The sequence below is a fragment of the Xanthomonas sp. NCPPB 2866 genome (assembly GCF_041475745.2).
Classification (GTDB): domain Bacteria; phylum Pseudomonadota; class Gammaproteobacteria; order Xanthomonadales; family Xanthomonadaceae; genus Xanthomonas; species Xanthomonas arboricola.
The window spans coordinates 3037518-3062011 of the sequence record NZ_CM192975.1; the positions used below are offsets into that span (position 1 = coordinate 3037518).

Consider the following 24494-nt stretch of genomic DNA (forward strand, 5'->3'; position numbering starts at 1 on the left):
GCCGGCTCATTCGCCGCGCTCCAAACGGGCGATCTCCTCGGCGCGGGCCGCCAGGATCAGCGCCGCGGCGCGCTCCTGGGTCAGACCCTCGATGCCGAAGTCGACGATCTCGTCCGCTGCCAGGTCGGACAAGTCCTCGCTGGTGCGCACGCCGTGCTCGGCCAGAGCAAAGGCCGTTTCCTCGTCCATCCCCTCCAGCGCCAGCAGGTCCTCGGTGGGCTGAGTTCCTTCCAGGCCTTCTTCTTCTGCCAGCGCGGCGTTGAGCAACGCATCGCGGGCACGGGCGCGCAACTCTTCGACGATGTCTTCGTCGAAGCCTTCCACCGCCAGCAACTCGCCGACCGGCACGTAGGCGATTTCTTCGACCGTATTGAAGCCTTCGGTCACCAGGATCGCTGCGATTTCCTCGTCCACTTCCAGGCGATCCATGAACAACTGGCGCGCGGAGGTCTGCTCGGCTTCGGACTTGGCGGCCACCTGGTCGGCGGTCATCACGTTGAGCTGCCAACCGGTCAGGCGGCTGGCCAGACGCACGTTCTGGCCGCCCTTGCCGATCGCCTGGGCCAGGCGATCTTCCGCCACGGCCAGATCCATCGAGTGCTTGTCTTCATCGACGATGATCGACTGCACTTCGGCCGGCGCCATCGCATTGATGACGAAGTTGGCCGGGTTCTCGTTCCACAGCACGATGTCCACGCGCTCGCCATTGAGCTCGTTGGATACCGCCTGCACGCGCGAACCACGCATGCCGATGCACGCGCCGATCGGATCAGTGCGGGTGTCGTGCGCGATCACCGCGATCTTGGCGCGGTCGCCCGGATCGCGTGCGCATGCCTTGATCTCGACCAGGCCCTGGCCCACTTCCGGCACTTCGAGCTTGAACAGCTCGATCATGAATTCCGGCGCGGCGCGGCTGATGAACAGCTGCGGGCCACGTGGCTCCGAACGCACTTCGGCCAGATAGCCGCGCACGCGGTCGCCGGGGCGCAGCACGTCACGCGGAATGCCCTTGTCCTTGGGAATGAAGGCTTCGGCATTGCCGCCCAGATCGACAAAGATGTTGCCGCGCTCGGCGCGCTTGACCACACCGGTGATCAACTCGCCGACGCGATCCTTCCAGGCATCGACCACCTGCTGACGCTCGGCCTCGCGCACACGCTGCACGATCACCTGCTTGGCAGCCTGCGCCGCGATACGGCCGAAGTCCGGGTTTTCGATCTGTTCTTCGATGTAGTCTCCCACCTCGACGCCGTCGGCTTCGTCAACGGCATCCATCAGACGCACCTGGCGATCCGGGGATTCCATCACGACATCGTCGGCAACCACTTCCCAACGACGATAGGTTTCGTAGTTACCGTCCTTGTGGTCGATGGTCACGCGCGTCAGCACGTCCTGGTCGGGATAGCGCTTCTTCGCTGCGGAAGCCAGCGCGGCCTCGATCGCATCGAAGATCACTTCGCGCGGCACGCCCTTTTCGTTGGCCACCGCATCCACTACCAGCAAAAGTTCCTTGCTCATTTCGTCACTCCGCGCGCGGCTTGCCAGCCGCCGACTCGTTGGATGGTTTCTTCTTGTCGTGCCCGGGTTTTTTCGGGCCGGGCTTGTTCGGTTTTTGCGGGGCCAGGCCCAGGGCGACCCAATCCGGCAGGATGCGCGCCTTGTCGATGTTGTCGAAGCCGATCTGCACATCCTTGCCGTCGACGGCGAACACCACCGCATCCGTCTCGGAGTCGATCCGCACGATCTGGCCCTGGAAGCGGCGCCGGCCATCCTGCGCCAGCTTCAGCACGATCTTGGCGGACTCGCCAACGTGACGGGCGAATTGCTCCAGCGTGAACAACGGACGGTCCACACCCGGCGAGGACACCTCGAGCGTGTAGTTGCCGGTGATGGGGTCTTCGACGTCGAGCTGGGCCGAGACTTCGCGGCTCACACGCTCGCAGTCGTCGACGTTGATGACACGCTCGGGCTGTTCGGCCAGCGGCACATCGATGTACAGGCGCAATGTGGCGCCACCTGGAGCGGGAAGATATTCCACACCCAGCAGTTCCAAGCCCAAGGACTCAACCGTTGGACTCAGCAGATTCGCGATTTCGGTCGCTTTTTCGCTCACAGACTGCCCTGATCAGATGATTGCCAGTAGAACTCCGGCAACCGGCAGCAAACTTTCCGGTTCCGGAAAAAACAAGGGGCCCGATGGGCCCCTTGCGTGAAAAAAGCCCGACCTCTCAGGGTCGGCGCAAAGACGGGAACATGCGTCTTTGCGATCCAAGAAGCTGAAGGACTGCCCTAAGGCGTTGCATTAAAGCAGTACTTCAAAACTTGGTAGCGGGGGCAGGATTTGAACCTGCGACCTTCGGGTTATGAGCCCGACGAGCTGCCAGACTGCTCCACCCCGCAGCAGAAGCGGAATTATGAAGAACTTGAGCGGCAATTGCAAGCCCTAGTTTTTCATCGATTGAAAACCCCGGGGGGTCTTCAACGTCGCGGCAAATGATAACCGCATTGCAACAAAAACGAAACAGCAATCACGACTTTATTTCAGTCGGCCCATCAACAGTGCGTGTGCACATGTGCCGCGAGGTCATGCCACGACTGTGACTCAGGCAAGGCCTGCAAATGCACGCTGGCACCACACCATGATCGGGCTCCAGGCCAGGCCAAGCGCAAGCAACGCAAGCGCGTTGACACCGAGCACGGTACCCAGCACACGGTCGTTGTTGGCCGGCAACGGCTCGCCCACCGGCTCATCGAAGTACATGACCTTGATGACGCGCAGATAGTAGAAGGCGCCGATCACCGCGCAGAGCACACCGACCAGGGCCAGCCACAGCATGTCGCCATTTACCGCGGCGCTGAGCACCGCCAGCTTGGTCCAGAAGCCCAAGAACGGCGGGATACCCGCAAGCGAGGCCATGATGCACAGCACCAGGCCGGCCATCCACGGATTGCGTGCGTTGAGTCCCTTGAAGTCGTCAATGTTCTCGGCTTCGAAGCCGTTGCGCGACAACGCGATGATCGCGCCAAACGCGGCGGTCGACATGATGGTATAGCTCACCGCGTAGAACATCGCCGCGGCATAGCCTTCCTCGCCACCACCGGCCACGCCCATCAACAGAAAGCCGATGTGCGAGACGGTCGAGTACGCCAGCATGCGCTTGAGGTTGCTCTGCGCAATCGCCATCAGGTTGCCGATCACCAGCGACACCGCAGACAGGCCGCCGATCAACAGATGCCATTGCGGCGACAGCGGCCCCATGCCAACCTCGAGCAGGCGATACGCCATACCGAAGGCAGCGAGCTTGGGCGCAGAGCTGATGAACAAGGCGATCGGCGCCGGCGCACCCTGGTACACGTCAGGCAACCACATGTGGAACGGGGCAGCACCCAGCTTGAAGGCCACGCCGGCGATCATGAAGATGGTGCCGGTCAGCAGCAGCGTGCGCTCGTTGGAGCCTTCGATCGCGTCGTGGATGCCGCTCAGGCTCAGCGTACCGGTGGCGCCGTAGACCAGCGACATGCCGTACAGCAGCAGGCCCGAGGCCAGCGAACCGAGCACGAAGTACTTCATCGCCGCTTCGGTGGCCAGGCCGTTGTCGCGATTGGAGGCGACCAATGCGTACGAGCACAGCGCGAGCAGTTCCAGGCCCAGGTACACCATCAGCAGGCTGCCGGCCGAGGTCAGCAGCATCATGCCGGCGGTGGCGAACAACACCAGCACCGGGATCTCGCCCTGGTAGAGATTGCGTTCGCGCAGGTAGGTCCAGCCGTAGACCAGGCTCAGGCCACTGACCAGCACGATCACCGTCTTCATCACGTCGGCCGCAGTGTCGCGCACGAACATGCCGTGGAAGATCTCGCCCTGCCCGCCCGTACCGGTCGCCAACAGCGCGAACACCACCGCGAGCACGGCGACGGAGAACAGGTGGGTCCAGACCTTGTTCCGCTGGCTCACGAACAGGTCGAGCATCAGCAGTGCAAAGGCGCCGCCGATCAGCACCAGCTCCGGAACAAGCGGAGCCAGGTCAGCGGTGGTCAACGGCGCGAGCGTTGGCGTGGTCATCATCAAATCCTGGAAATCAAAACGTACGGCAAGCTGTTACAGCTTGGACGCGGCAATCTGGGTAGCCAGCTTGGCGATCGATGGTTCCATCAGATCGGTCAGCGGCTTCGGATACAGGCCCAGGGCCAGCACGCCAACGGCGAACACCCCCAGCACGAACGCCTCACGGCCATTGATGTCCTTCAGCTCGGCCACATGGGCATTGGCCACTTCGCCGAAGAACACGCGCTTGTAGAGCCACAGCGTATACGCGGCGGTGATCACCAGCGTGGTGGCGGCAGCGAAGGCAACCAGCGGATGCTTCTGGAAGCTGGCCAGGATCACCATGAACTCGCCGACGAAGCCACTGGTACCCGGCAGGCCGGCATTGGCCATGAAGAACAGCATGGAGAACGTCGCGAACCACGGCATCACGTTGACCACGCCGCCGTAATCGGCGATGCGGCGGGTATGCATGCGGTCGTACAGCACGCCGATGCAGGAGAACATCGCACCGGACACGAAGCCGTGCGAAATCATCTGCACCATCGCACCCTGCAGGCCCAGACGGGCAGCGTCGGTGCTGCCGTACTCACGCACCAGGGTGAAGGCGATGAAGGTGCCGAGGGTGACAAAGCCCATGTGCGCGATGGACGAATACGCCACCAGCTTCTTCATGTCGTCCTGCACCAGGGCCACCAGACCGACGTAGACCACCGCGATCAGCGACAGCGTGATCACCAGCCAGGCGAACTCGTGGCTCGCATCCGGCACGATCGGCAGGTTGAAGCGCAGGAAGCCGTAGCCACCGATCTTCAACGCGATCGCAGCCAGGATCACCGAGCCGGCGGTCGGCGCCTCGACGTGCGCGTCCGGCAGCCAGGTGTGCACCGGGAACATCGGCACCTTGACCGCAAACGCGATCAGGAAGGCGAAGAAGATCCAGGTCTGCTCCTTGGCGGTCAGCTGCAACGCGTACAGGTCGGCCAGCTGGAAGCTACCGCCCTTCAGGTACAGATAGACCAGGCCCACCAGCATCAGCACCGAGCCGAGGAAGGTGTACAGGAAGAACTTCATCGCCGCGTAGATGCGCCGCGGACCGCCCCAGACGCCGATGATCAGGAACATCGGGATCAACATGGCTTCGAAGAAGACATAGAACAGCATCGCGTCGGTCGCGGCAAAGATGCCGACCGTGACGCCTTCCAGGATCAGGAAGGCGGCGACGTATTGATTGACGCGCTTGTCGATCGAGCGCCAGGCGCCAATCAGGGCCAGCACCGTCACCAGCGTGGTGAGCACGATCAACGCGACCGCGATGCCGTCCACGCCCAGGTTGTAGCCAATGTTGTATGCCGGGATCCAGGCATGCAGTTCGATGAACTGCATGGCGTCATTGGCCGTGTCGTAGCCCAGCAGCGGCAGACTCAGCACAAAGGTCGCCACCGCCACCGCCAGCGATGCCCAGCGGGCAGTCTCGGCGTTGCGCAACGCAAGGATCAAGGCGCCACCGATAATCGGCAGCCAGATCAAGATAGACAGTAAAGGCCAGTTCGACACGTTTTCTTATTCCGTACAGGTCAACGCCAGAAATGCATCAGTACCGCCAACAAGGCGATCAAACCGATGATCATTGCGAAGGCGTAGTGATAGAGGAAACCGGATTGCGTGCGACGCAGCAGATTTGCAGCCAGGTCGATCAGTCGGGCAGAACCATTGACGACGACACCGTCGACCACATGGGTATCGATGGCACGTGACGCCTTGCCAAGGACCACGCCGCCACCGGCGAAGCCATTGATCCAGAGCTTGTCGAAGCCGTACTTGTTTTCCAGCAGCCACACCACCGGCGCGAACGCCTTGCGCGACTTGGTGGCCAGTTCCGGCTTCCACAGATAGAACAGCGCAGCCAGCAGCAGGCCGGCGACCGTCAGGAAGAACGGTGCCGCCATCATGCCATGCACCGCGAAGGCGACCGGGCCATGGAACTCTTCGGCCAGTGCGCCGACGGTGTCACGCGCCGGATCGTAGAAATCGACGATGCCGGTGAAGAACGACACTGCCTGCCCCTTGAGCGCATGCGCGGCGTGGTGGCCCTGCCAGTCGGTGCCGAACAGCATCGGACCGATGGTGAAGAAACCGATCGCCACCGACGGGATCGCCAGCAAGATCAACGGCAGCGTCACCACCCACTTGGATTCGTGCGGCTCGTGGGCACCATGGTGGCCATGACCATGGTCGTCGTGGCCGTGCGTATCGTGTGCATGCACGTCGTGCGCATGACTGTCGTGCGCGTGGACCTGCGCCTCGGCATCGGTGTGCGCACTGTCGTGGTGTGCATGCGCATCGTGCGCATGGGCATCGCGGAAGCGTTCCTTGCCGTGGAAGGTCAGGAACAGCAGGCGGAAGCTGTAGAAACTGGTCACCAGCACGCCGCCGAGCACTGCCCAATAGCCATAGGTCGCGATCCAGCTATGCGACTCGTGGGCATGGTGTGCGGCTGCCTCGATGATGGTGTCCTTGGAGTAGAAGCCGGAGAAGAACGGCGTGCCGACCAGTGCCAAGGTACCGATCACGCTGGTCCAGTAGGTCACCTTCATGTACTTGCGCAGGCCGCCCATCTTGCGCATGTCCTGCTCGTGGTGCATGCCGATGATGACCGAACCGGCCGCCAGGAACAGCAGCGCCTTGAAGAAGGCATGCGTCATCAGGTGGAACACGGCGGCCGAATACGCCGACACGCCCAGCGCCACGGTCATGTAGCCCAGCTGCGACAGCGTGGAATACGCAACCACGCGCTTGATGTCGTTCTGCACGATGCCGATCAGGCCGGTGAAGAAGGCCGTAGTCGCACCGATGAACAGGATGAAGTTCAACGCGGTTTCCGACAGCTCGAACAGCGGCGACATGCGCGCGACCATGAAGATGCCGGCGGTCACCATCGTCGCGGCATGGATCAGTGCCGAAATCGGGGTCGGGCCTTCCATCGAGTCCGGCAGCCACACGTGCAACGGCACCTGCGCCGACTTGCCCATCGCGCCGATGAACAGGCAGATGCAGATCAGCGTCATCACGCTCCACTCGTGGCCTGCGAACAGCTGCACCTTGGCACCGGCCATGGTGGTCGCATTGGCGAACACGGTGGAGTAATCCAGCGAGCCGAACCACAGCAGCACACCGGCAATGCCGAGAATGAAGCCGAAGTCGCCGACGCGATTGACCAGGAACGCCTTCATGTTGGCGAACACGGCGGTCGGGCGCTTGAACCAGAAACCGATCAACAGGTAGGACACCAGACCCACTGCTTCCCAGCCGAAGAACAGCTGCAGGAAGTTGTTGCTCATCACCAGCGTGAGCATGGAGAAGGTGAACAACGAGATGTAGCTGAAGAAGCGCTGGTAGCCCGGGTCTTCTTCCATGTAGCCGATGGTGTAGATGTGCACCAGCAGCGACACGAAGGTCACCACCACCATCATCATCGCGGTCAGGCGATCGACCATGAAGCCGACATGCGCCGAGTAGTTACCGACATCGAAGAAGGTGTACAGGTTCTGGTTGAACGGGCTGGCGCCCTGCTCCACCAGTTGATACAGCGTCAGGCACGACAGCACGCAGCTGACCGCCACGCCCAAGATGGTGACGTATTGCGCGCCCTTGCGCCCTACCTGGCGACCGAACAGGCCGGCGATGATGCTGCCGACCAGCGGTGCAAGCACCACCGCGATCAACAGACTCTTGGAGAGAGTGATTTCCATCTACAGGTCAGCCCTTCAACGTATCGACTTCGGCCACATTGATCGTGCGGCGCGTGCGGAACAGAGTCACCAGGATCGCAAGGCCGATCGCAGCCTCCGCGGCGGCAACGGTCAGGATGAAGAACACGAACAGCTGACCGGCGGGGTCGCCAAGCTCGCGCGAGAACGCAATGAAGTTGACGTTGACCGACAGCAGCATCAGCTCGATCGACATCAGCAGCACGATGACGTTCTTGCGGTTGAGGAAGATGCCGGCCAGGGAGATGCAGAACAGCACCGCGCCCAGTCCCAGCAGGTGGCCCAAGGTAATCAAGACTTCGCCTCCTGTCCGTCGGCCGCATCCAGCTTCGGCGCGACCTGTACCGGCTTTTCAACCGCCATTTTGACCATGCGCAGACGATCGCCCGCCTTCACCCGCGACTGCTCGCCCGCATTCTGGTGCTTGATGCCGGTGCGCTTGCGCAGGGTCAGCATCACCGCGGCCACCACGGCCACGGTCAGGATCACCGCGGCGAACTCGAACGGCAGCAGGAACTGGGTATAGAGGGTCTTGGCCAGCCAGGTCAGGTTCGACACGTCGGCGGCCTGCGCAGCGGCGTTATCGGCCGGGAACGGTGCGGCACTGCGCGCCTTGACCCCGATCAGGGTGACCATCTGCGCCAGCATGGCAACCGCCACGATGACACCGACCGGCATGTACTTGACCCACCCTTCGCGCAGGCGGCTGGTGTCGATGTCCAGCATCATCACCACGAACAGGAACAGCACCATCACCGCGCCGACGTAGACCAGCACCAGCGTCACGCCGAGAAACTCGGCGCCGACCAGCAACCAGATGCATGCCATCGAGAAGAAGGTGAGGATCAGGCACAACACGGCGTACACCGGGTTGCGCACGCTGATCACCGCACCGGCGGACACGACCGCGACGGCGGAGAAGGCGTAAAAAGCAATAGTGACCCAGTCCATCATGACCTCAACGGAAGGCGGCATCGGCAGCGCGACGCTCGGCGATCTCGGTTTCGAACCGGTCTCCGATCGCCAGCAGCTGCGGCTTGTTGACAATGTTCTCGCCACGCTTCTCGAAGTGGTACTCGAGGATGTGCGTCTCGACGATCGAGTCCACCGGGCAGCTTTCTTCGCAGAAGCCGCAGAAGATGCACTTGAACAGATCGATGTCGTAGCGCGTGGTGCGGCGCGAGCCGTCCTCGCGCTTGGCCGAGTCGATGGTGATCGCCAGTGCCGGGCACACCGCCTCGCACAGCTTGCAGGCGATGCAGCGCTCTTCGCCGTTGGGATAGCGACGCAATGCGTGCAGGCCACGGAAACGCGGCGACTGCGGGAACTTCTCCATCGGGTACAGCACGGTGTACTTGGGCTTGAACGTGTATTTCAACGTCAGCCACAGGCCGCCTAGCAGTTCGAGCAGGAGCAGGCTCTTGAAGTAATGGGTGATCTTGTTCATCAGTTACACGCCCTTCTGGATCACGCCGTAAAACACCATCAACGCCGTCACTGCGATCCACACGATCGTGAGCGGAATGAACACCTTCCAGCCCAGACGCATGATCTGGTCATAGCGGTAGCGCGGGAAGCTGGCACGGAACCAGATGTAGGCGCTGGCGAAGAAGAACACCTTCATCAGCAGCCACGGCCAACCGCCCTTCCACAACCAGTCGATCCACGGCGAGATATCCGCATTGACCCAACCCTGGATCGGGCTCAACCAGCCGCCCAGGAAGAAGATCGAGATCAGGAAGCTGACCAGGATCATGTTGGCGTATTCGGCCAGGAAGAACAGCGCGAACGCACCGCCCGAGTACTCCACCATGTGGCCGGCGACGATTTCCGATTCGCCTTCCACCACGTCGAACGGCGCGCGGTTGGTTTCGGCGACGCCGGACACCCAGTACACGATGAACAACGGGAACAGCGGAATCAGGAACCAGTCGAAGAAGCCGGAGCTGCCCGCCTGCGCGAACACGATCTGGCTCAAATTGACGCTGCCGGAAGCAATCATCACGCCGACCAGCGCAAAGCCCATCGCGATTTCGTAGCTGACCACCTGCGCGGCCGAGCGCATCGCACCCAGGAACGCGTACTTGGAGTTGGATGCCCAGCCGGCCAGGATGATGCCGTACACGCCCAGCGAGGTCATCGCCAGCAGATACAGCAAACCGACGTTGGCGTTGGACAGCACCAGCTGCGCGTCGAACGGCACCACCGACCAGGCCGCGAAGGCCGGCGCCAGCGTCAGCAGCGGCGCGATGATGAACATCGCCTTGTGCGAGCTGCTCGGTTGCACGATCTCCTTGAACAGGAGTTTGAACACGTCGGCGAAGGCCTGGAAGATGCCCATGCCCACGTACATCGGCCCATGACGCACATGCATCCAGCCGATCAGCTTGCGCTCCCAGACCACGTAGAAGGCCACCGACACGATCACCGGCACGGTGATCAGCAGGATCTTCAGCACGGTCCACAGCACTACGCCGCCATCGCCCAGACCGACAAACCACTGGTGCAAGGGATCGACCAGGTTCAACAGCAATTCGTTCATGCAGCCACCACCGTTACACGACCGGCACCGAGCGGCGCGGTTGCGCCATGGCCGGATTCGATCCACACCGTGCCCGGTGCGACGCGCTTGTCCAGCACTACCGGCAACGTCGCCTTACCGGCGTCGGTACCGACCTTGACCATCTGACCAGCGCCGACCTGCAACTGCGCGGCCTGCTCCGGATGCATCGCCACACACGGCGCGATGTTGAGCGGATGCGACTGCAGCGCGGCGGCGCGACGCACCACCGCATCGGTGCGATAGATCGCAGCGGTGGCGGCAACTTCCAGCCCGTCGCTGGCCGCAGCCGGCTGCGCCGAGGCGACAGGGCTGACGGAACGGTTCTGCATGCCGGCACGCAGGCCGACCAAATCGATGAATTCGAAACCGCCCAGACCCAGCTCGCCACCAAGTGCACGCAGTACGCGCCAGCCTTCGCGGGCTTCGACCGGCAGGCGACCGGCGGCACGTGCGGTCTGCACGCGGCCATCCAGATTGGTCAGCGATGCGTCGATTTCCGGCAGCGCACCGATCGGCAGGATCACATCGGCCACGTCGCGCGTCGAGGCGCAGGCGAACTGACTGAACGCGACCACCTTGGCACCCGCCAGGGCGCTGCGTGCGGCGGCGGCATCGGCGAAATCCAGACCCGGCTCGATGCCATACAGCACGTAGGCCTGGCGCGGCTGCGCCAGCATACCGGCGACATCGCGTGCGGTCGGCAGCACACCCTGCGACACCAGACCGACCGCGTTCGCACCCTGCGGGATGCGGCACAGCGAGGCGCCGGTTGCAGCGGCAAAGTCGCGTGCAGCGGAACGCAATGCGGCAGCCTGCGGGTGGTTTTCAGCCAGTGCGCCGACCACGATCACAGCGCGCGTGGCGCCCTTGACCGCATCGCGCAACGCCGCATCGTCCAGGGCACCGGCCAGCTGCGATGGCGCAACGACCGTGCGGCTTGCCTGGGTGAAGGCAAAATCGAAATCGACCGGGTTGACCGAATGGATCTGCGTTCCGTTCTGGATGCTGGCCTTGCGCAGGCGTGCATGCAGCAACGGCAGCTCGTGACGTACGTTGGTGCCGAACAGCACCACTACATCGGCGCGCTCGATCTCGGCCAGCGGCGTGGCGAACGCTTCGGCCACCGCGGCATCGGAGAAATCACGGTTGAGCAGGCGGTGATCCAGATTGCCGCTGTTCAGGCCTTCGGCCAGACGTGCGAGCAAGGCGCCCTCTTCGTTGGAGGTGGACGGATGCACCAGCACACCGAGCTGATCGCCGGCGTTGTCACGCAGGATCTGCGTCGCGGCGGCCAGACCTTCGGCCCAGCTCACCTCGGTCCACTGCCCGTTGACCTTCTTCAGCGGCTTGACCGCACGGTCTTCGGCATACAGGCCCTGATGCGAATAACGATCGCGATCGGACAGCCAGCACTCGTTGACCGCCTCGTTCTCGCGCGGCACGGTGCGCAGCACTTCGCCGCGACGCACGTGCAGGAACAGATTCGAGCCCATCGCATCGTGGTAGCCGAGCGACTCGCGCGCCATCAGCTCCCACGGACGCGCACGGAACTGGAACACCTTGTTGGTCAGCGCGCCGACCGGGCAGACGTCGATGACGTTGCCGGAGATTTCGGTGGTCAGCGGCTTGCCGTCGTAGGTGCCGATCTGCAGGTTCTCGCCGCGATACATGCCACCCAGCTCGTAGGTGCCGGCAATGTCTGCGGTGAAACGCACGCAACGGGTGCACTGGATGCAGCGGGTCATTTCGGTGGCAACCAGCGGACCGATGTCCTCGTCCGGCACCACGCGCTTGCGCTCGTTGAAGCGGCTGACCGAACGGCCGTAACCAAGCGACACGTCCTGCAGTTCGCACTCGCCGCCCTGATCGCAGATCGGGCAGTCCAGCGGATGGTTGATCAGCAGGAATTCCATCACGCTGCGCTGGTACTTCAGCGCCTTTTCGCTACGCGTGGTGACCTTCATGCCGTCCATCACCGGCGTGGCGCAGGCGGGCGACGGCTTCGGGGATTTCTCGACGTCCACCAGGCACATGCGGCAGTTGGCCGCGATCGGCAGCTTCTCGTGGTAGCAGAAGCGCGGGATCGGGATGCCGGCCTTGTCGGCCGCCTGAATGATCATCGAACCCTTCGGCACCACCAGGGACTGCCCGTCGATCTCGACGGTGACATGGTCCGGTGGCACGTTGGGGTTCACTGGTTGGGCGCTCATGCGGCCACTCCGACGTGCGTGTCGACGATCGAACGACCGTTGACGATGTAGTACTCGAACTCGTCCCAGAACTGGCGCAGGAAGCCTTGGATCGGCCACGCCGCCGCCTCGCCGAAGGCGCAGATGGTGTGTCCTTCGATCTGGCCGGCAACGGTGCGCAGCTGATGCAGGTCTTCCATCGTGGCCTTGCCGGCAACGATGCGCTCCAGCACGCGGTGCATCCAGCCGGTGCCCTCGCGGCACGGGGTGCACTGGCCGCAGGACTCCTTGTGGAAGAACTGCGAGATGCGGCAGGCGAAGCGCACGCAGCACACGCTGTCATCCAGCACCACGATCGCACCCGACCCCAGGCCGGTGCCGAGCGCACGCAAGGTGTCGTAGTCCATCTGCAGCCCGGCGACCTGGTCGGCCTTCAGCACCGGCATCGACACGCCGCCAGGCACCACGCCCTTGAGCTTGCGACCCGGACGCAGGCCACCGGCCATTTCCAGCAGTTCGTCGAAGGTGGTGCCGAGCGGCACTTCGAAATTGCCGCCCTTCTGCACGCAGCCGGACACCGAGAAAATTTTTGGGCCGCCGTTCTTGGTCTTGCTCAGCCCCAGGAACCACTCCGGGCCGTTGCGAATGATCGCCGGTACCGACGCATAGGTCTCGGTGTTGTTGATGGTGGTCGGCTTGCCGTACAGGCCGAAGTTGGCCGGGAACGGCGGCTTGTAGCGCGGCTGGCCCTTCTTGCCTTCCAGCGATTCCATCAGCGCGGTTTCTTCGCCGCAGATGTAGGCACCGGCACCCAGCGCACCGTAGATATCGATATCCACGCCGCTACCGAGGATGTTCTTGCCCAGCCAGCCGTTGGCATAGGCATCGGCCAGCGCCAGCTCGAAGTTCTCGAACGGCTCGTGATGGAACTCGCCACGCAGATAGTTGTAGCCCACGGTCGAGCCGGTGGCGTAGCAGGCGATCGCCATGCCCTCCACCACCGAGTGCGGGTTGTAACGCAGGATGTCGCGGTCCTTGCAGGTGCCCGGCTCGGATTCGTCCGAGTTGCACAGGATGTACTTCTGCATCGTGCCCTTGGGCATGAACGACCACTTCAAGCCAGTCGGGAAGCCTGCGCCGCCACGGCCGCGCAGGTTGGACGCCTTGACCATCTCGATGACGTCGGCCGGCGCGATCTTCTCTTCGAGGATCTTGCGCAGCGCGGCGTAGCCACCGGTTTTCAGATAGCTCTCGTACGACCACGGGGTGTCGTAGTGCAGCGTCGTGTAGACGACCTGATGCGGCAACGGCGCCGGACCGACCGGGCCTGAGGGTGCGTGATGATGTGCCATGTCTTACTCCAGCCCGTCCAGCAGCGCGTCGACCTTCTCTTTCGTCAGGTGCTCGTGGTAATGGCCGTTGATGACCATCATCGGCGCTGCAGAGCAGGCCGCCAGGCACTCTTCTTCGCGCTTGAGGTAGACGCGGCCATCGGCTGTCGACTGCCCCAGCTTGCAACCCAGTTTCTTTTCCGCGTGCGCCAGCAGATCTTCGGCGCCGTTGAGCCAGCAGCTGATGTTGGTGCAGAACGCCACGTTGTGGCGGCCGACCTTCTCGGTCTCGAACATCGAGTAGAAGCTGGCGACCTCGTAGGCCCACACCGGCGGCAGGTCCAGATACTTGGCAACGCCGACAATCAGCTCGTCGGTCAGCCAGCCCTGGTTCTGCTCCTGCGCAGCGTGCAGGCCCTGCAGCACGGCCGAACGCTTGCGATCGGGCGGGAACTTGCTCAACCAGTGATCGATGTGCGCTCGCGTCTTGTCGCTCAGCACCACCTGCGGATCGACGTCGCGCGCCGCTTCGAAATTACCCGTCGCCTTCATCGGTCAACCTCACCGAAAACCAAATCGTAAGTACCGATCATCGCCACGACGTCGGCCAGCAGATAGCCACGCACCACTGCGTCCATCGACGACAGATGCGCAAAGCCCGGCGCGCGCAGATGCACGCGGAACGGCTTGTTGGCGCCATCGGACATCAGATAGCAGCCGAATTCGCCCTTGGGCGCTTCGACCGCGCAATAGGTTTCGCCAGCCGGCACGCAGTAGCCTTCACTAAACAGCTTGAAGTGATGGATCAGCGCTTCCATGTCGTCCTTCATGCCTTCGCGGCTTGGCGGAGCGACCTTGAAATTGGTGACCATGACCGGGCCGGGGTTGGCCTTCAGCCACTTCACGCATTGCTTGATGATGCGGTTGGACTCGCGCATCTCGGCCACGCGCACCAGATAGCGGTCGTAGCAATCGCCATTGGTGCCGACCGGCACGTCGAACTCCACCGCGTCGTACTTGGCGTACGGCTGCTTCTTGCGCAGGTCCCATTCGATGCCCGAGCCACGCAGCATCGGGCCGGTCATGCCCCAGGCACGCGCCAGATCCGGGCTGATGATGCCGACGTCGACGGTACGCTGCTTCCAGATACGGTTATCGGTCAGCAGCGTCTCGTACTCGTCCACACGCGACGGGAACGTATTGGTGAAATCCTCGAGGAAGTCCAGCATCGAGCCTTCGCGCGCTGCATTGAGCTTCTTCAGTGCCCCGCCCTTGTGCCAGCGGGATTCCTTGTACTTGGGCATGCGATCGGGCAGATCGCGATACACGCCACCGGGACGGTAGTAGGCAGCGTGCATGCGCGCACCACTGACCGCCTCGTAGACGTCCATCAATTCTTCGCGCTCGCGGAACGCGTACAGCATCACCGCCATCGCGCCCAGGTCGAGCGCGTTGGAACCGACCCACATCAGGTGGTTCTTGATGCGGGTGATCTCGTCGAACATGGTGCGGATGTAGTGCGCACGCTCGGGCACTTCGATGCCCATCAGGGACTCGATCGCGCGCACATAGGCGTGCTCGTTGCACATCATCGACACGTAATCCAGGCGGTCCATGTACGGAACCGACTGGTTGAACGGCTTGGATTCGGCCAGCTTCTCGGTGCCACGGTGCAGCAGGCCGATATGCGGATCGGCACGCACCACGGTCTCGCCGTCCATTTCCAGGATCAGGCGCAGCACGCCGTGCGCCGCAGGATGCTGCGGGCCGAAGTTCATCGTGTAATTGCGGATTTCCTGCTTGCTTTCGACAGGATTGCTCGCGAAGGCATCGGTTGCCTGGCGGAACTCACTCACTTGGCGGTCTCCGACTTGCCCACTTCACCAGCGGCAGTCTCATAACGGGCGTCGTCGCGGATCACGCGCGGCACACCGACGCGCGGCTCGACCGAGGTCACCGGCTCGTACACGACACGCTTGCGCTCATCGTCGTAACGCACTTCGACGTTGCCGATCAGCGGGAAATCCTTGCGGAACGGATGGCCGACAAATCCGTAGTCGGTCAGGATGCGGCGCAGGTCCGGATGGCCATCGAAGACGATGCCGAACAGGTCGAAGGCTTCGCGTTCGAACCAGTTCACGCCGGGCCAGATATCGGTCAACGAGGCCACCATCGGTACCTGCTCGTCCGGTGCGTAGCAACGCACGCGCAGACGCTGGTTGTGCTGGTAGGAGATCAGCTGCGCGACCACCGCAAAACGCTGCTTGGGCATGTGCTGCGGATGGGCGCCGTCGGAGCTTTCCTGGCTGGGAAATTCGCCCCAGGCGAAACGACCGACGGCCTTGCCCTCGACGCCGCGGCTGAAGCCCTGCGACGACACGTCGGCGGTATCCCACTCGTCGCTGCCGTAGCCCAGGTAATCGACGCCGCACAGGTCGCTGAGCTGTTCGAAACCGAGCTCGTCGCGCAGGGCCAGACAGGTGGCGTGCCAATCGGCCGCAGCGACTTCCAGCGTCACTTCGCCGCGCGGCAATGCCACGGCGATCTGCGCACCGGCGAAACGTGCCGCAAGTCGGTCAGTGAAGGAAGATGCTTGCTCTGCCATGGGGGCTTGGCTGCTCTCAGTAGAAGAAGACGGGTGTCAGCGCGCGATGGTCTGGGTACGCCAGATCTTCTTCTGCAGCTGCAGGATGCCGTATACCAGCGCCTCGGCGGTCGGCGGGCAACCGGGGACGTAGATGTCCACCGGCACGATGCGATCGCAACCGCGCACCACCGAATACGAATAGTGATAGTAGCCGCCGCCATTGGCGCAGCTGCCCATCGAGATGACCCACTTCGGGTCCGGCATCTGGTCGTAGACCTTGCGCAGCGCCGGGGCCATCTTGTTGACCAGCGTGCCGGCCACGATCATCACGTCGGACTGGCGCGGCGACGGGCGGAACACCACGCCGTAGCGGTCCAGATCCAGACGCGCGGCGCCGGCATGCATCATCTCGACCGCGCAGCAGGCCAGGCCGAAGGTCATCGGCCACATCGAGCCGGTGCGCGCCCAGTTCAGCAGCGCATCGACGCTGGTGGTCACGTAGCCCTTCTCGAGCAGCGGGTTTTCGCCTTCCGGGCGCAGGATGTCTTCCACCCGGCCTTCCGGCATCGGGTTGGTCATCAGACGATCCAGGGTCTGAATCACTCCCATTCCAGCGCTCCCTTCTTCCACACGTAGATAAAGCCGAGGAACAACATGCCGACGAACAGGCCCATGGTGACCAGCGAACGTGCGCCGATCTCCATGAACACCTGTGTCCACGGCACGATGAAGATGATTTCCAGATCGAACACGATGAACTGGATCGCGATCAGGTAGTAGCGCACGTCGAACTTCATGCGCGCGTCTTCGAAGGCTTCGAAGCCACACTCGTAAGGCGAGAGCTTGCGCGGGTCCGGACTACGCGGACCGAGGAATCGACCGACCAGCATCAGCACGATGCCGATACCGGTGGCGACGATCAGAAACAGCAGACTCGGCAAATATTCGGCCAGCACAGCGATTCTCTCTTGCCTCTGCCCGCACGCGCCGCGTGCCGGCATGGGGTATAGGCAGACCCCGCGCGCGACCAGCGATGCGCAGGAACTGCAGCCAAACAATGGTGCCCAAGAGGGGACTCGAACCCCTACGACCTAAGTCGCTACCACCTCAAGGTAGTGCGTCTACCAATTCCGCCACCTGGGCATACGTTGCGCCGCTGGGCATCCCAGTGCGCAGCGTATTGTAACCGGCTTCAGCGTTTTTGTGCTGGTTCTGAAGCGTTTTCTTCGCGTGCCGCGGGCACCTGCTGTGCCGGTGCGGACTGCGCCGGCGTTGCAGCCGGAGTTGCGGCGGGCACTGGCTGCGAAGGAGCGGTCGGGACTGCGCCAGCGGCCGGTGCCTGCGGCAACGGCTGAGTCAGCTCGCCCGCGGCGGCGGGCGCCGGGGTGGCCGACTGCGACATCACGCCCAGGTTCTGGTCGGTCGGACGTGCGCCGTGGGTGGCGTACCACGCCATGAACAGGCTGATGCTGAAGAACACCACCGCCAGCCACTTGGTCGATTTGGACAGGAAGTTCGACGCGCCCTGCGAGCCGAACACGGTGCCCGATGCGCCGGCGCCGAAGCCGGAACCGGCTGCCGCACCCGCACCACGCTGCATCAGGATCAGCGCAATCATCGCCAGCGCGACCAGCACGTAGACCACATTGAGGATCAACATCAGCATTTCGAAATCCGTCCCCGGACAAAACTTAATGGGTTAACAAGCGGCCGCCGCACGCGCGATGGCCAGGAAATCCTCGGCGACCAGCGAGGCGCCTCCGACCAGCCCGCCATCGACGTCGGGCTGGGCAAACAGCTCGCTGGCGTTATCGGGCTTGACACTGCCCCCGTACAGGATGGGCAGAGAATCGGCGATTCTAGCATCCGCCTTCGCGACTTCGCCACGCAGGAACGCGTGCACCGCCTGCGCCTGCTCCGGGCTGGCGGTGCGGCCGGTGCCAATGGCCCAGATCGGCTCGTAAGCGAGCACGGCGCGGGCAAAGCCCGCGCTGCCCACCAGCGCCAGCACCGGCTCGAGCTGGGCGCGCAGCACCGCCTCGGTCTGGTCGGCCTCGCGCTGCTCCAGCGACTCGCCCACGCACAGCACAGGAATCAGCCCGGCATGCATGGCGGCGGCGAATTTATGCGCCACCAGCTCACTGCTCTCTCGATGGTACTGGCGCCGTTCGGAGTGGCCGACCAGCCCGTACTCGGCGCCGACATCGACCAGCATCGTGGCCGAGACTTCCCCGGTGTAGGCGCCCTTCTCGTTACTGCTGACGTCCTGGGCACCGAAACACAGATGGTGTTCCTCGAAATCCTCGATCAGGTCGCCCAGGTAAGGCAGTGGCGGCAGGATGACGACATCGACACCCTCCAGGGGCATGTGCGCGGCGATCTGGGCCACCAGTTCGGTGGCGAAGGCGCGGCTGCCATGCAGCTTCCAATTTCCGGCAACGATCTTTCGACGCATCAGGCGCAGGTTCCTGAGTGGAAGACAGGCGACAGAATAGCCCATGCCCTGTCGGCAGCCGGCACACTTCTGTCCATTGCCTGTCCTTCCCCCTCCTCCACCAGGAACCTGCCATGTCCGTTTCGCCTGTCTTCGCGCTGGTCACCGGCGCCTCCAGCGGCATCGGCCGCGAGATTGCGCGTGCCTATGCAAGGCGTGGCGTGCCGCTGATCCTGACCGCGCGCCGGGTCGACCGGCTGCAGGCGCTGGCCGAGGAGTTGCGGCCCTTGGTGCAGGTGGAAGTGGTGCCGGCCGATCTGGGCGATCCCGCCGCGGTCGAAGCATTGGTTGCGCAGATCCAGCGCAATGGCTGGACGGTGGGCACCCTGGTCAACAACGCCGGCTACGGCGTGCCGGGCCGCTATCTGCACAACGACTGGGCCATGCACGCACGCTTTCTGCAGGTGATGGTGGGCGCGGTGTGCGAACTGACCTGGCGGCTCTTGCCGATGATCCGCGCCAGCGGCCAGGGCCGCATCCTCAATGTGGCCTCGTTCGCCGCACTGACGCCGAGTGCCGACGGGCAGACGCTGTACGCAGCCAGCAAGAGCTTCCTGCTGCGCTTCAGCGAATCGCTGGCACTGGAGAACGCCGACTGCGCGGTCAAGGTCTGCGCGCTGTGTCCCGGCTTTGCCTGGTCGGAGTTTCACGATGTCACCGGCACCCGCGCGGCGATGTCCAGCCTGCCCCGCTGGGCGTGGCTGCAGGCCGACGACGTAGCCGAGTACGGCATTGCCGCACTGGAACGCGGCCAGGTGCTGGCCGTACCGGGCTGGCGCTATCGCCTGGTCAATGCGGCCTTGCGCGTGATGCCGCATGCGCTCGCACTGCGCCTGATGGCGCGCGGATCGCAGCGGGTGCGTCCGTTGCGGTGAGGCGGCTGCGCATCGGCTACCTGCGGCATCACGGGTGCGCAGCCACGCACCCGCGACTGCGCGGCGTTTGCAGCAGCCAGTTGGCCCGTTGCCATGGCCACGACCGATACCGGCCGCGGCCTCGCTCCTGTCTGCGGCGCAGGGCGACTGGCAACACGTCGCGAGCGGACGTCAGATGCCATGGACGCCTTCGCCAGAGCCGCAGTCCGTGGCTGTAAACATGTTGTTACGAGGAGCAACCATGCGCGCCCATCGCTGCGCGCAGCAGCGGTGCGACACCCTCAGTGATTGACGATTTCGCCATGCATGGCCGCCAACCGCGCCAGCAGACGGTTCTGCGTGCGGCGCGGAATCTTGCGCTGATCCATCGCCCAGTTCAGATCCTCCACCAGCGCATTGAAGTCGCCTTCGCGAATGGCCAGGTGCGCGTGCGCCTGCTGCATCGACTTGGCGGTATCCGGGCACGGGCCGTCGGCGACATGGCAGAACTTCTGTACCAGGCGCTCGTTGAGCATCACGATGTTGACGCGCGCGAACTTGTCGACGATGCGTTGGTCGTCGGCGATGCGCGACAACATGGTTTCCACCAGCGCTTCGATCCCGGCCTGCCCGCCGAGTTCATCGTAGAGCGTGGGGCGCGGTTGCGTGGTGGCGCAGGCACTCATCAGCGCCAGCATGCACAGCAAGGGCCAGCGCAGCCGTCGATTCATCAGAACGCCACCTGCAGGGAAAGATAGGGACCGCGCTGGTCGGTGAGCGTGGCGATGTCGCCAAGCTCGGCCCAGGCCGCGGTCAGGGACACATGCTTGCTGGGAAACCAGGCCACGAATGCATCCGCCCAGGCCTGCTCGCGGGCGAAGCCGAGGTTGTCGGGCTTGTCGCGATATTCCACGCCGACCACCCACGCCGGCGACAGCACCACGGCGGCGCTGGCTTCGCCGACCAGCCGATAGGCGTTGCGGCGATCGCCACCGAAACCGAGCAAGCCGGTCTGATTGGCGCGGGTCGCGCGCAGCGTGCCGTTGAGCAGCAGTTGATAGCCGCCCGCGGCCTGCAGGAACAAGCGGCTGGCACTGACATACACATCGGTACCGTGATCGTCGCGCGCGCCGATCGCCAGCGGCAGCGTGCCATTGCGCAGGCGTTTGTACTGCACGCCCACGCTGACCTGCGGCGCATGTCCGTAGACCAGATCGCCGTAGACCCGCAGCTTGGCGCCGAACACGTCCTGACCAAGCGCATTCCATGGCAGGCCCAGCCGATCCTGCAGGGTGCCCAGATCCAGCCGTTGCCGCGCCAGCGAAAGTTCCAGCCGGTTGCCGACCGTCAGCGCGGCACCTTGCGCGTCGAGCCGATAATCGCCGCTGTCCACATGCGTGGCGAACAGCACGCTGCCCAGTTCGTCGCGGGTGCCGTAGCCCGACAGCGTGGCCCACGGCACGATGCCGCCACCGCTGCTGCCTTCGATCATCGACACGCCACCGGTGGCGAGCAGGCGCCCGTCGCCGGCGATCGCCGACGCGGGTGCGCTGGCCAGCCCGGCCAGTGCCACAGACAGCAGCGCGCCCCGCCATTTGCTCATCGATGCACTCCTGCCTGCGCCGCCGGCGCCAGATCGAGTTGCCGCATGCACCAGGCGACCAGCGGCACTTCTTCCAGTGGCGGCGAATACAGATAGCCCTGCACCATGTCGCAGCCGTAACCGCGCAGCAGCCCCAGCGCGGTGGCGTTCTCCACGCCTTCGGCGATCACGCTCAAGCCCAGGTTGTGCCCCAGATCGATCGTGCTGCGCACGATGAACGCATCGTCGGTGCCCTCGGCCAGTTGCATGACGAAGCTCTTGTCGATCTTCAATTCGTTCACCGGCATGCGCTTGAGTTGCGCCAACGAGGAATAGCCGGTGCCGAAGTCGTCGATGGACAGACGCACGCCGACGCTGCGCAGCTGGTGCAGCATGTGCAGCGCCGATTCGACATCGCGCATCAGCGCGCTTTCGGTCAGTTCCAGCGTCACCGACTGCGCCGGCACCGCGTGATGCTCCAGACGGCCACGCACGTAATCCGGCAGGCCGGGATCGGACAGATCCAGTGCGGAGAGATTGATCGCCATGCCCAGTTCCAGCCCCTGCCTGCGCCATTGCGCCTGGCAGCGCAGCGCCTCGTCCAGCACGAAGCGGGTCAAGGGATGGATCACGCCGGAGTGCTCGGCCAGCGGGATGAATTCGTCCGGGCCGATCGCCCCGAGCACCGGATGCTGCCAGCGCACCAGCACCTCGACCTGTTCGACGCGATCGTTGCGCAGGCAGATCTTGGGCTGGAAGCGCAAGGTCAGTTCGTTGCCGCCGATGGCCTGACGCAGATCGCCGGTCAGGCGCAGCCGGCGCAGATGCTGCTCGTCCTGGCCCAGGCGATACACGCTGGCGCCGACGGTGGTGACGTTGCCGCCCTGGCGCCGTGCGATGTCCGCGCGCCGCAACAAGGTGTCCGGATCGGCGCCGTGTTCGGGAATCAGGGCGATGCCGATGCTGGCCTCCAGCTGGATGCGCGCCTGCGGCAACGCCAGCGGGCGGCGCAACTGCAGCAGCAAGCGCTGTGCGTCCTGCTGCACGGTGGTGACGTCGGTCTGCGCCACCACCACCATGAATTCGTCGCTGCCCAGCCGCCCGACGAGATTGGGTTCCTGCACCACGTCGGCAAGGCGGCGGCCTGCTTCGACCAGGACCTGGTCGGCGAAATCGTGGCCCAGGCTGTCGTTGAGTTCCTTGAAGCGTTCCAGATCCAGGATCAGCACTGCCGCCGTGCCGCCGGAGGCCACGGTCTGCTCCACCACGTCCTTCAGCCGCTCCAGCAACCAGATGCGATTGGGCAGACCGGTCAGGGCATCGTGGCGCGCCTGATGCAGGATGTGCTGCTCGCGGCTGGCGATCTGCTGCTGCATGCGCCCGAAGCTGTCGGCCAACTCGGCCAGTTCGCGCCCGGAGGGCACCTCGACCGCGGTGTGGTAGTCGCCACGCTGGATGCGCCGCGCTGCCTGCACCAGCTGCGCGACCGGCCTGCTGACGCTGCGCGCCAGGAAGATCGCCACACCCAGCGCCGCAGCCGTGGCCAGGCCCGCCAGCAGCAGGATGCGCAACTTGAGCACGCGGTACGGCGCCACCGCGCGATCCAGCGAGGCCTGCAGCGCGACCCGCACATGGCTGTCGCCCTGGATCGACTGCAGTTTGACCAGGTAACGCGATTCGGCCAGCGTCAACGCGACCGCCGCGCCCTGCGCGCGTTCGGCAGTCGGCAACTGCTGCGCGAACTCGGCGCGCGCGGCCGGCTCCAGCGTGGACGCCAGCACCCGCACCGGCGGACCATCGGTGAAGAAGGTCGCATCCAGCCCGGTGGTGGAACGGAAATCCTGCGCGAGACCGTCGCCGGATTCGTTGCCGATCGCGATCCAGCCCACCCGGCTCGGTGCCAGTACCTGCACCACCGCCAGCCGCACGATGCGTCGGTCCAGTGCGACCACGCCCACCGCACGCCCATCGCGCTGCGCCTGCTGCAGCAGGGTCTGCACTGCGCGCAGCTGTTCGGTTTGCGGCAGATCGGCAAGCCCGGTCAAAAATTCGCCATCCGGGGCCAGCAGCAGCGCGGTCTGCGCCGACATGCGCGCGGCGTGGTTGCGCAATGCCGATTGCATGGTCGGCACATCGCCGCTGGCCACGGCCGCACGGAAACCGAAGTCGTCGGCCAGCACCGAGGCCGACTGCAGCAGTTGTTCGTCGCGGCGCAGATTGATGCGTTGCCAGACGCGTTCGCCGATCTGCAGCTCTTCGCCGAGCTGCGCCTTGACGCTGCGCTCGGTGGCGACCTGCACCACGATGAAGGTCAACGCCTGCGTGGCGAGCACGACCAGCACCAGAAACGCCGCGATGCGGGTATGCAGGCGCATGGCCTTCATGGCTTGGGCTTCTGCGGGTCGGCGCGGCGGAACTTGTCCTGCAGCGCGCGCACGCGCGCATCCGGAGGTGCCACCGCCGGTGCGGCGCCCGTGGTCTGCAAGGTCACGCGCCGTTGCACGGCCTCGCGCGCAAGCGCCACCGGCTCGGCGAGTGCAGCGCCCTTGATGCGCGGATGCCAGACCCGCAAGGTGTAGTTCCCCGCCGGCGCGTCCAGCTGCACGCGACCGTCGCTGCCGGTCTTGCCGAAATACGGCGTGTCCAGCACCACGATATAGCCCAGCATCCAGTCGTGGATATTGCAGCCCACCGTCACCAGACCAGCCTGGTCAAAGCGCACCGGCGCGGCAGTGCTGCCCTGGAACAGCGGCAACTCAAAACGCTTTGCGGCAGAGAACGAATAGACCTGATGGCGAATCTGGTCGTTGTTGGGAAACCGCACCAGCGTGCCGGTACGCACCGCCAGCACCGCAGGCACGAACTGCGAATTGACCTGGTCCATCTCGACGGTTCTGGGCGCCCCGCTAGCGGCCACCGGACGTGCCGGCTCCAGACTCACCACCGCATCGACCAACATGCCGTTGGCATCGACGACGGTCACGCTGAGCGGCGTCGCCAACGCACAGCTTGCGGCGCTGTACGCCAGCGCCCCCGCAACCGGGCCGATCCGTTTGAACCACTGCGTCCGCATGCGCCC

At 64.3% G+C, this 24494-nt stretch carries 23 protein-coding genes and 2 tRNA genes; 1 reads left to right on the plus strand and 24 read right to left on the minus strand.

Translation table 11 applies throughout. The features are described from left to right. Nucleotides 1-6: 6 nt before the first annotated feature. The 20 genes from nusA to tpiA form a co-directional block, all read right to left on the minus strand. Entirely contained in the window at nucleotides 7-1518 is a 1512-nt protein-coding gene (nusA, locus tag ACCQ04_RS12955; RefSeq protein WP_024937970.1) for a transcription termination factor NusA, read from the minus strand. Between the two features lie 4 nt (nucleotides 1519-1522). Then, nucleotides 1523-2113 (minus strand): ribosome maturation factor RimP, encoded by a 591-nt coding sequence (rimP, locus tag ACCQ04_RS12960; protein ID WP_226427598.1) that lies wholly within the window; start codon nucleotides 2111-2113, stop codon nucleotides 1523-1525. 210 nt (nucleotides 2114-2323) lie between these two features. Beyond that, a tRNA-Met gene (locus ACCQ04_RS12965) sits at nucleotides 2324-2400 on the minus strand. A 202-nt stretch (nucleotides 2401-2602) separates the two neighbouring features. Next, nucleotides 2603-4063, minus strand: coding sequence for an NADH-quinone oxidoreductase subunit NuoN (gene nuoN / locus ACCQ04_RS12970; protein ID WP_024937972.1), 1461 nt, complete (start codon nucleotides 4061-4063; stop codon nucleotides 2603-2605). 36 nt (nucleotides 4064-4099) lie between these two features. Beyond that, a complete protein-coding gene (locus ACCQ04_RS12975) occupies nucleotides 4100-5602 on the minus strand; it encodes an NADH-quinone oxidoreductase subunit M (protein ID WP_039526502.1) in 1503 nt (500 codons plus the stop codon). 20 nt (nucleotides 5603-5622) lie between these two features. Then, nucleotides 5623-7797 carry an NADH-quinone oxidoreductase subunit L gene (gene nuoL / locus ACCQ04_RS12980; protein WP_226427597.1) on the minus strand — a complete coding sequence of 725 codons (2175 nt, stop codon included), beginning with the start codon at nucleotides 7795-7797 and terminating at the stop codon, nucleotides 5623-5625. A 7-nt stretch (nucleotides 7798-7804) separates the two neighbouring features. Next, complete coding sequence (nuoK, locus tag ACCQ04_RS12985; protein ID WP_006450557.1) at nucleotides 7805-8110, minus strand: NADH-quinone oxidoreductase subunit NuoK; 306 nt, start codon at nucleotides 8108-8110, stop codon at nucleotides 7805-7807. Further along, nucleotides 8107-8769, minus strand: coding sequence for an NADH-quinone oxidoreductase subunit J (locus ACCQ04_RS12990; RefSeq protein WP_172837831.1), 663 nt, complete (start codon nucleotides 8767-8769; stop codon nucleotides 8107-8109). The genes nuoK and ACCQ04_RS12990 overlap by 4 nt, the downstream gene beginning before the upstream one ends. 4 nt (nucleotides 8770-8773) lie before the next feature. Next, a complete protein-coding gene (nuoI, locus tag ACCQ04_RS12995; protein WP_002810206.1) occupies nucleotides 8774-9262 on the minus strand; it encodes an NADH-quinone oxidoreductase subunit NuoI in 489 nt (162 codons plus the stop codon). 3 nt (nucleotides 9263-9265) lie between these two features. Continuing rightward, nucleotides 9266-10357, minus strand: a complete 1092-nt coding sequence (nuoH, locus tag ACCQ04_RS13000) for an NADH-quinone oxidoreductase subunit NuoH (RefSeq protein ID WP_039522183.1) — start codon at nucleotides 10355-10357, stop codon at nucleotides 9266-9268. Next, nucleotides 10354-12588 carry an NADH-quinone oxidoreductase subunit NuoG gene (gene nuoG, locus ACCQ04_RS13005; protein ID WP_226427596.1) on the minus strand — a complete coding sequence of 745 codons (2235 nt, stop codon included), beginning with the start codon at nucleotides 12586-12588 and terminating at the stop codon, nucleotides 10354-10356. Before nuoG ends, nuoH begins: the two co-directional genes overlap by 4 nt. Continuing rightward, nucleotides 12585-13919: an NADH-quinone oxidoreductase subunit NuoF gene (gene nuoF / locus ACCQ04_RS13010; RefSeq protein ID WP_024937978.1), complete on the minus strand. Its 1335-nt coding sequence runs from the start codon at nucleotides 13917-13919 to the stop codon at nucleotides 12585-12587. Before nuoF ends, nuoG begins: the two co-directional genes overlap by 4 nt. A 3-nt stretch (nucleotides 13920-13922) precedes the next feature. Next, nucleotides 13923-14450 carry an NADH-quinone oxidoreductase subunit NuoE gene (gene nuoE, locus ACCQ04_RS13015; RefSeq protein ID WP_016902996.1) on the minus strand — a complete coding sequence of 176 codons (528 nt, stop codon included), beginning with the start codon at nucleotides 14448-14450 and terminating at the stop codon, nucleotides 13923-13925. Next, on the minus strand, nucleotides 14447-15754 hold the full coding sequence (locus tag ACCQ04_RS13020) for an NADH-quinone oxidoreductase subunit D (protein ID WP_016902995.1): 1308 nt from the start codon (nucleotides 15752-15754) through the stop codon (nucleotides 14447-14449). Before ACCQ04_RS13020 ends, nuoE begins: the two co-directional genes overlap by 4 nt. Next, nucleotides 15751-16503 (minus strand): NADH-quinone oxidoreductase subunit C, encoded by a 753-nt coding sequence (locus tag ACCQ04_RS13025; RefSeq protein WP_016902994.1) that lies wholly within the window; start codon nucleotides 16501-16503, stop codon nucleotides 15751-15753. Before ACCQ04_RS13025 ends, ACCQ04_RS13020 begins: the two co-directional genes overlap by 4 nt. A gap of 36 nt (nucleotides 16504-16539) precedes the next feature. After that, the gene (locus ACCQ04_RS13030; protein WP_016944318.1) at nucleotides 16540-17094 is read right to left on the minus strand and encodes a NuoB/complex I 20 kDa subunit family protein; all 555 of its coding nucleotides are present in this window, start codon (nucleotides 17092-17094) and stop codon (nucleotides 16540-16542) included. Continuing rightward, on the minus strand, nucleotides 17085-17441 hold the full coding sequence (locus ACCQ04_RS13035) for an NADH-quinone oxidoreductase subunit A (protein WP_003485539.1): 357 nt from the start codon (nucleotides 17439-17441) through the stop codon (nucleotides 17085-17087). The genes ACCQ04_RS13030 and ACCQ04_RS13035 overlap by 10 nt, the downstream gene beginning before the upstream one ends. 102 nt (nucleotides 17442-17543) lie before the next feature. Then, nucleotides 17544-17628: transfer RNA gene (locus ACCQ04_RS13040), tRNA-Leu, on the minus strand. 49 nt (nucleotides 17629-17677) lie between these two features. Next, nucleotides 17678-18151, minus strand: coding sequence for a preprotein translocase subunit SecG (gene secG / locus ACCQ04_RS13045; protein ID WP_024937981.1), 474 nt, complete (start codon nucleotides 18149-18151; stop codon nucleotides 17678-17680). Between the two features lie 33 nt (nucleotides 18152-18184). After that, entirely contained in the window at nucleotides 18185-18940 is a 756-nt protein-coding gene (tpiA, locus tag ACCQ04_RS13050) for a triose-phosphate isomerase (RefSeq protein WP_016902991.1), read from the minus strand. 113 nt (nucleotides 18941-19053) lie between these two features. Between tpiA and ACCQ04_RS13055 the strand changes: the two genes are divergently transcribed. After that, nucleotides 19054-19854: an SDR family NAD(P)-dependent oxidoreductase gene (locus ACCQ04_RS13055; protein WP_226427595.1), complete on the plus strand. Its 801-nt coding sequence runs from the start codon at nucleotides 19054-19056 to the stop codon at nucleotides 19852-19854. A gap of 281 nt (nucleotides 19855-20135) precedes the next feature. Here ACCQ04_RS13055 and ACCQ04_RS13060 read toward each other — a convergent pair whose 3' ends face one another. Genes ACCQ04_RS13060 through ACCQ04_RS13075 form a run of 4 tightly spaced genes read right to left on the minus strand, consistent with a single transcriptional unit; the run spans nucleotide 20136 to nucleotide 24488 of the window. Beyond that, nucleotides 20136-20564, minus strand: coding sequence for a group I truncated hemoglobin (locus ACCQ04_RS13060; protein ID WP_016902989.1), 429 nt, complete (start codon nucleotides 20562-20564; stop codon nucleotides 20136-20138). Then, nucleotides 20564-21436 carry a DUF3034 family protein gene (locus tag ACCQ04_RS13065; RefSeq protein WP_180969708.1) on the minus strand — a complete coding sequence of 291 codons (873 nt, stop codon included), beginning with the start codon at nucleotides 21434-21436 and terminating at the stop codon, nucleotides 20564-20566. The genes ACCQ04_RS13060 and ACCQ04_RS13065 overlap by 1 nt, the downstream gene beginning before the upstream one ends. After that, on the minus strand, nucleotides 21433-23799 hold the full coding sequence (locus ACCQ04_RS13070) for a putative bifunctional diguanylate cyclase/phosphodiesterase (RefSeq protein ID WP_226427594.1): 2367 nt from the start codon (nucleotides 23797-23799) through the stop codon (nucleotides 21433-21435). Before ACCQ04_RS13070 ends, ACCQ04_RS13065 begins: the two co-directional genes overlap by 4 nt. Further along, complete coding sequence (locus tag ACCQ04_RS13075) at nucleotides 23796-24488, minus strand: methylamine utilization protein (protein ID WP_226427593.1); 693 nt, start codon at nucleotides 24486-24488, stop codon at nucleotides 23796-23798. The genes ACCQ04_RS13070 and ACCQ04_RS13075 overlap by 4 nt, the downstream gene beginning before the upstream one ends. Nucleotides 24489-24494 lie beyond the last annotated feature (6 nt).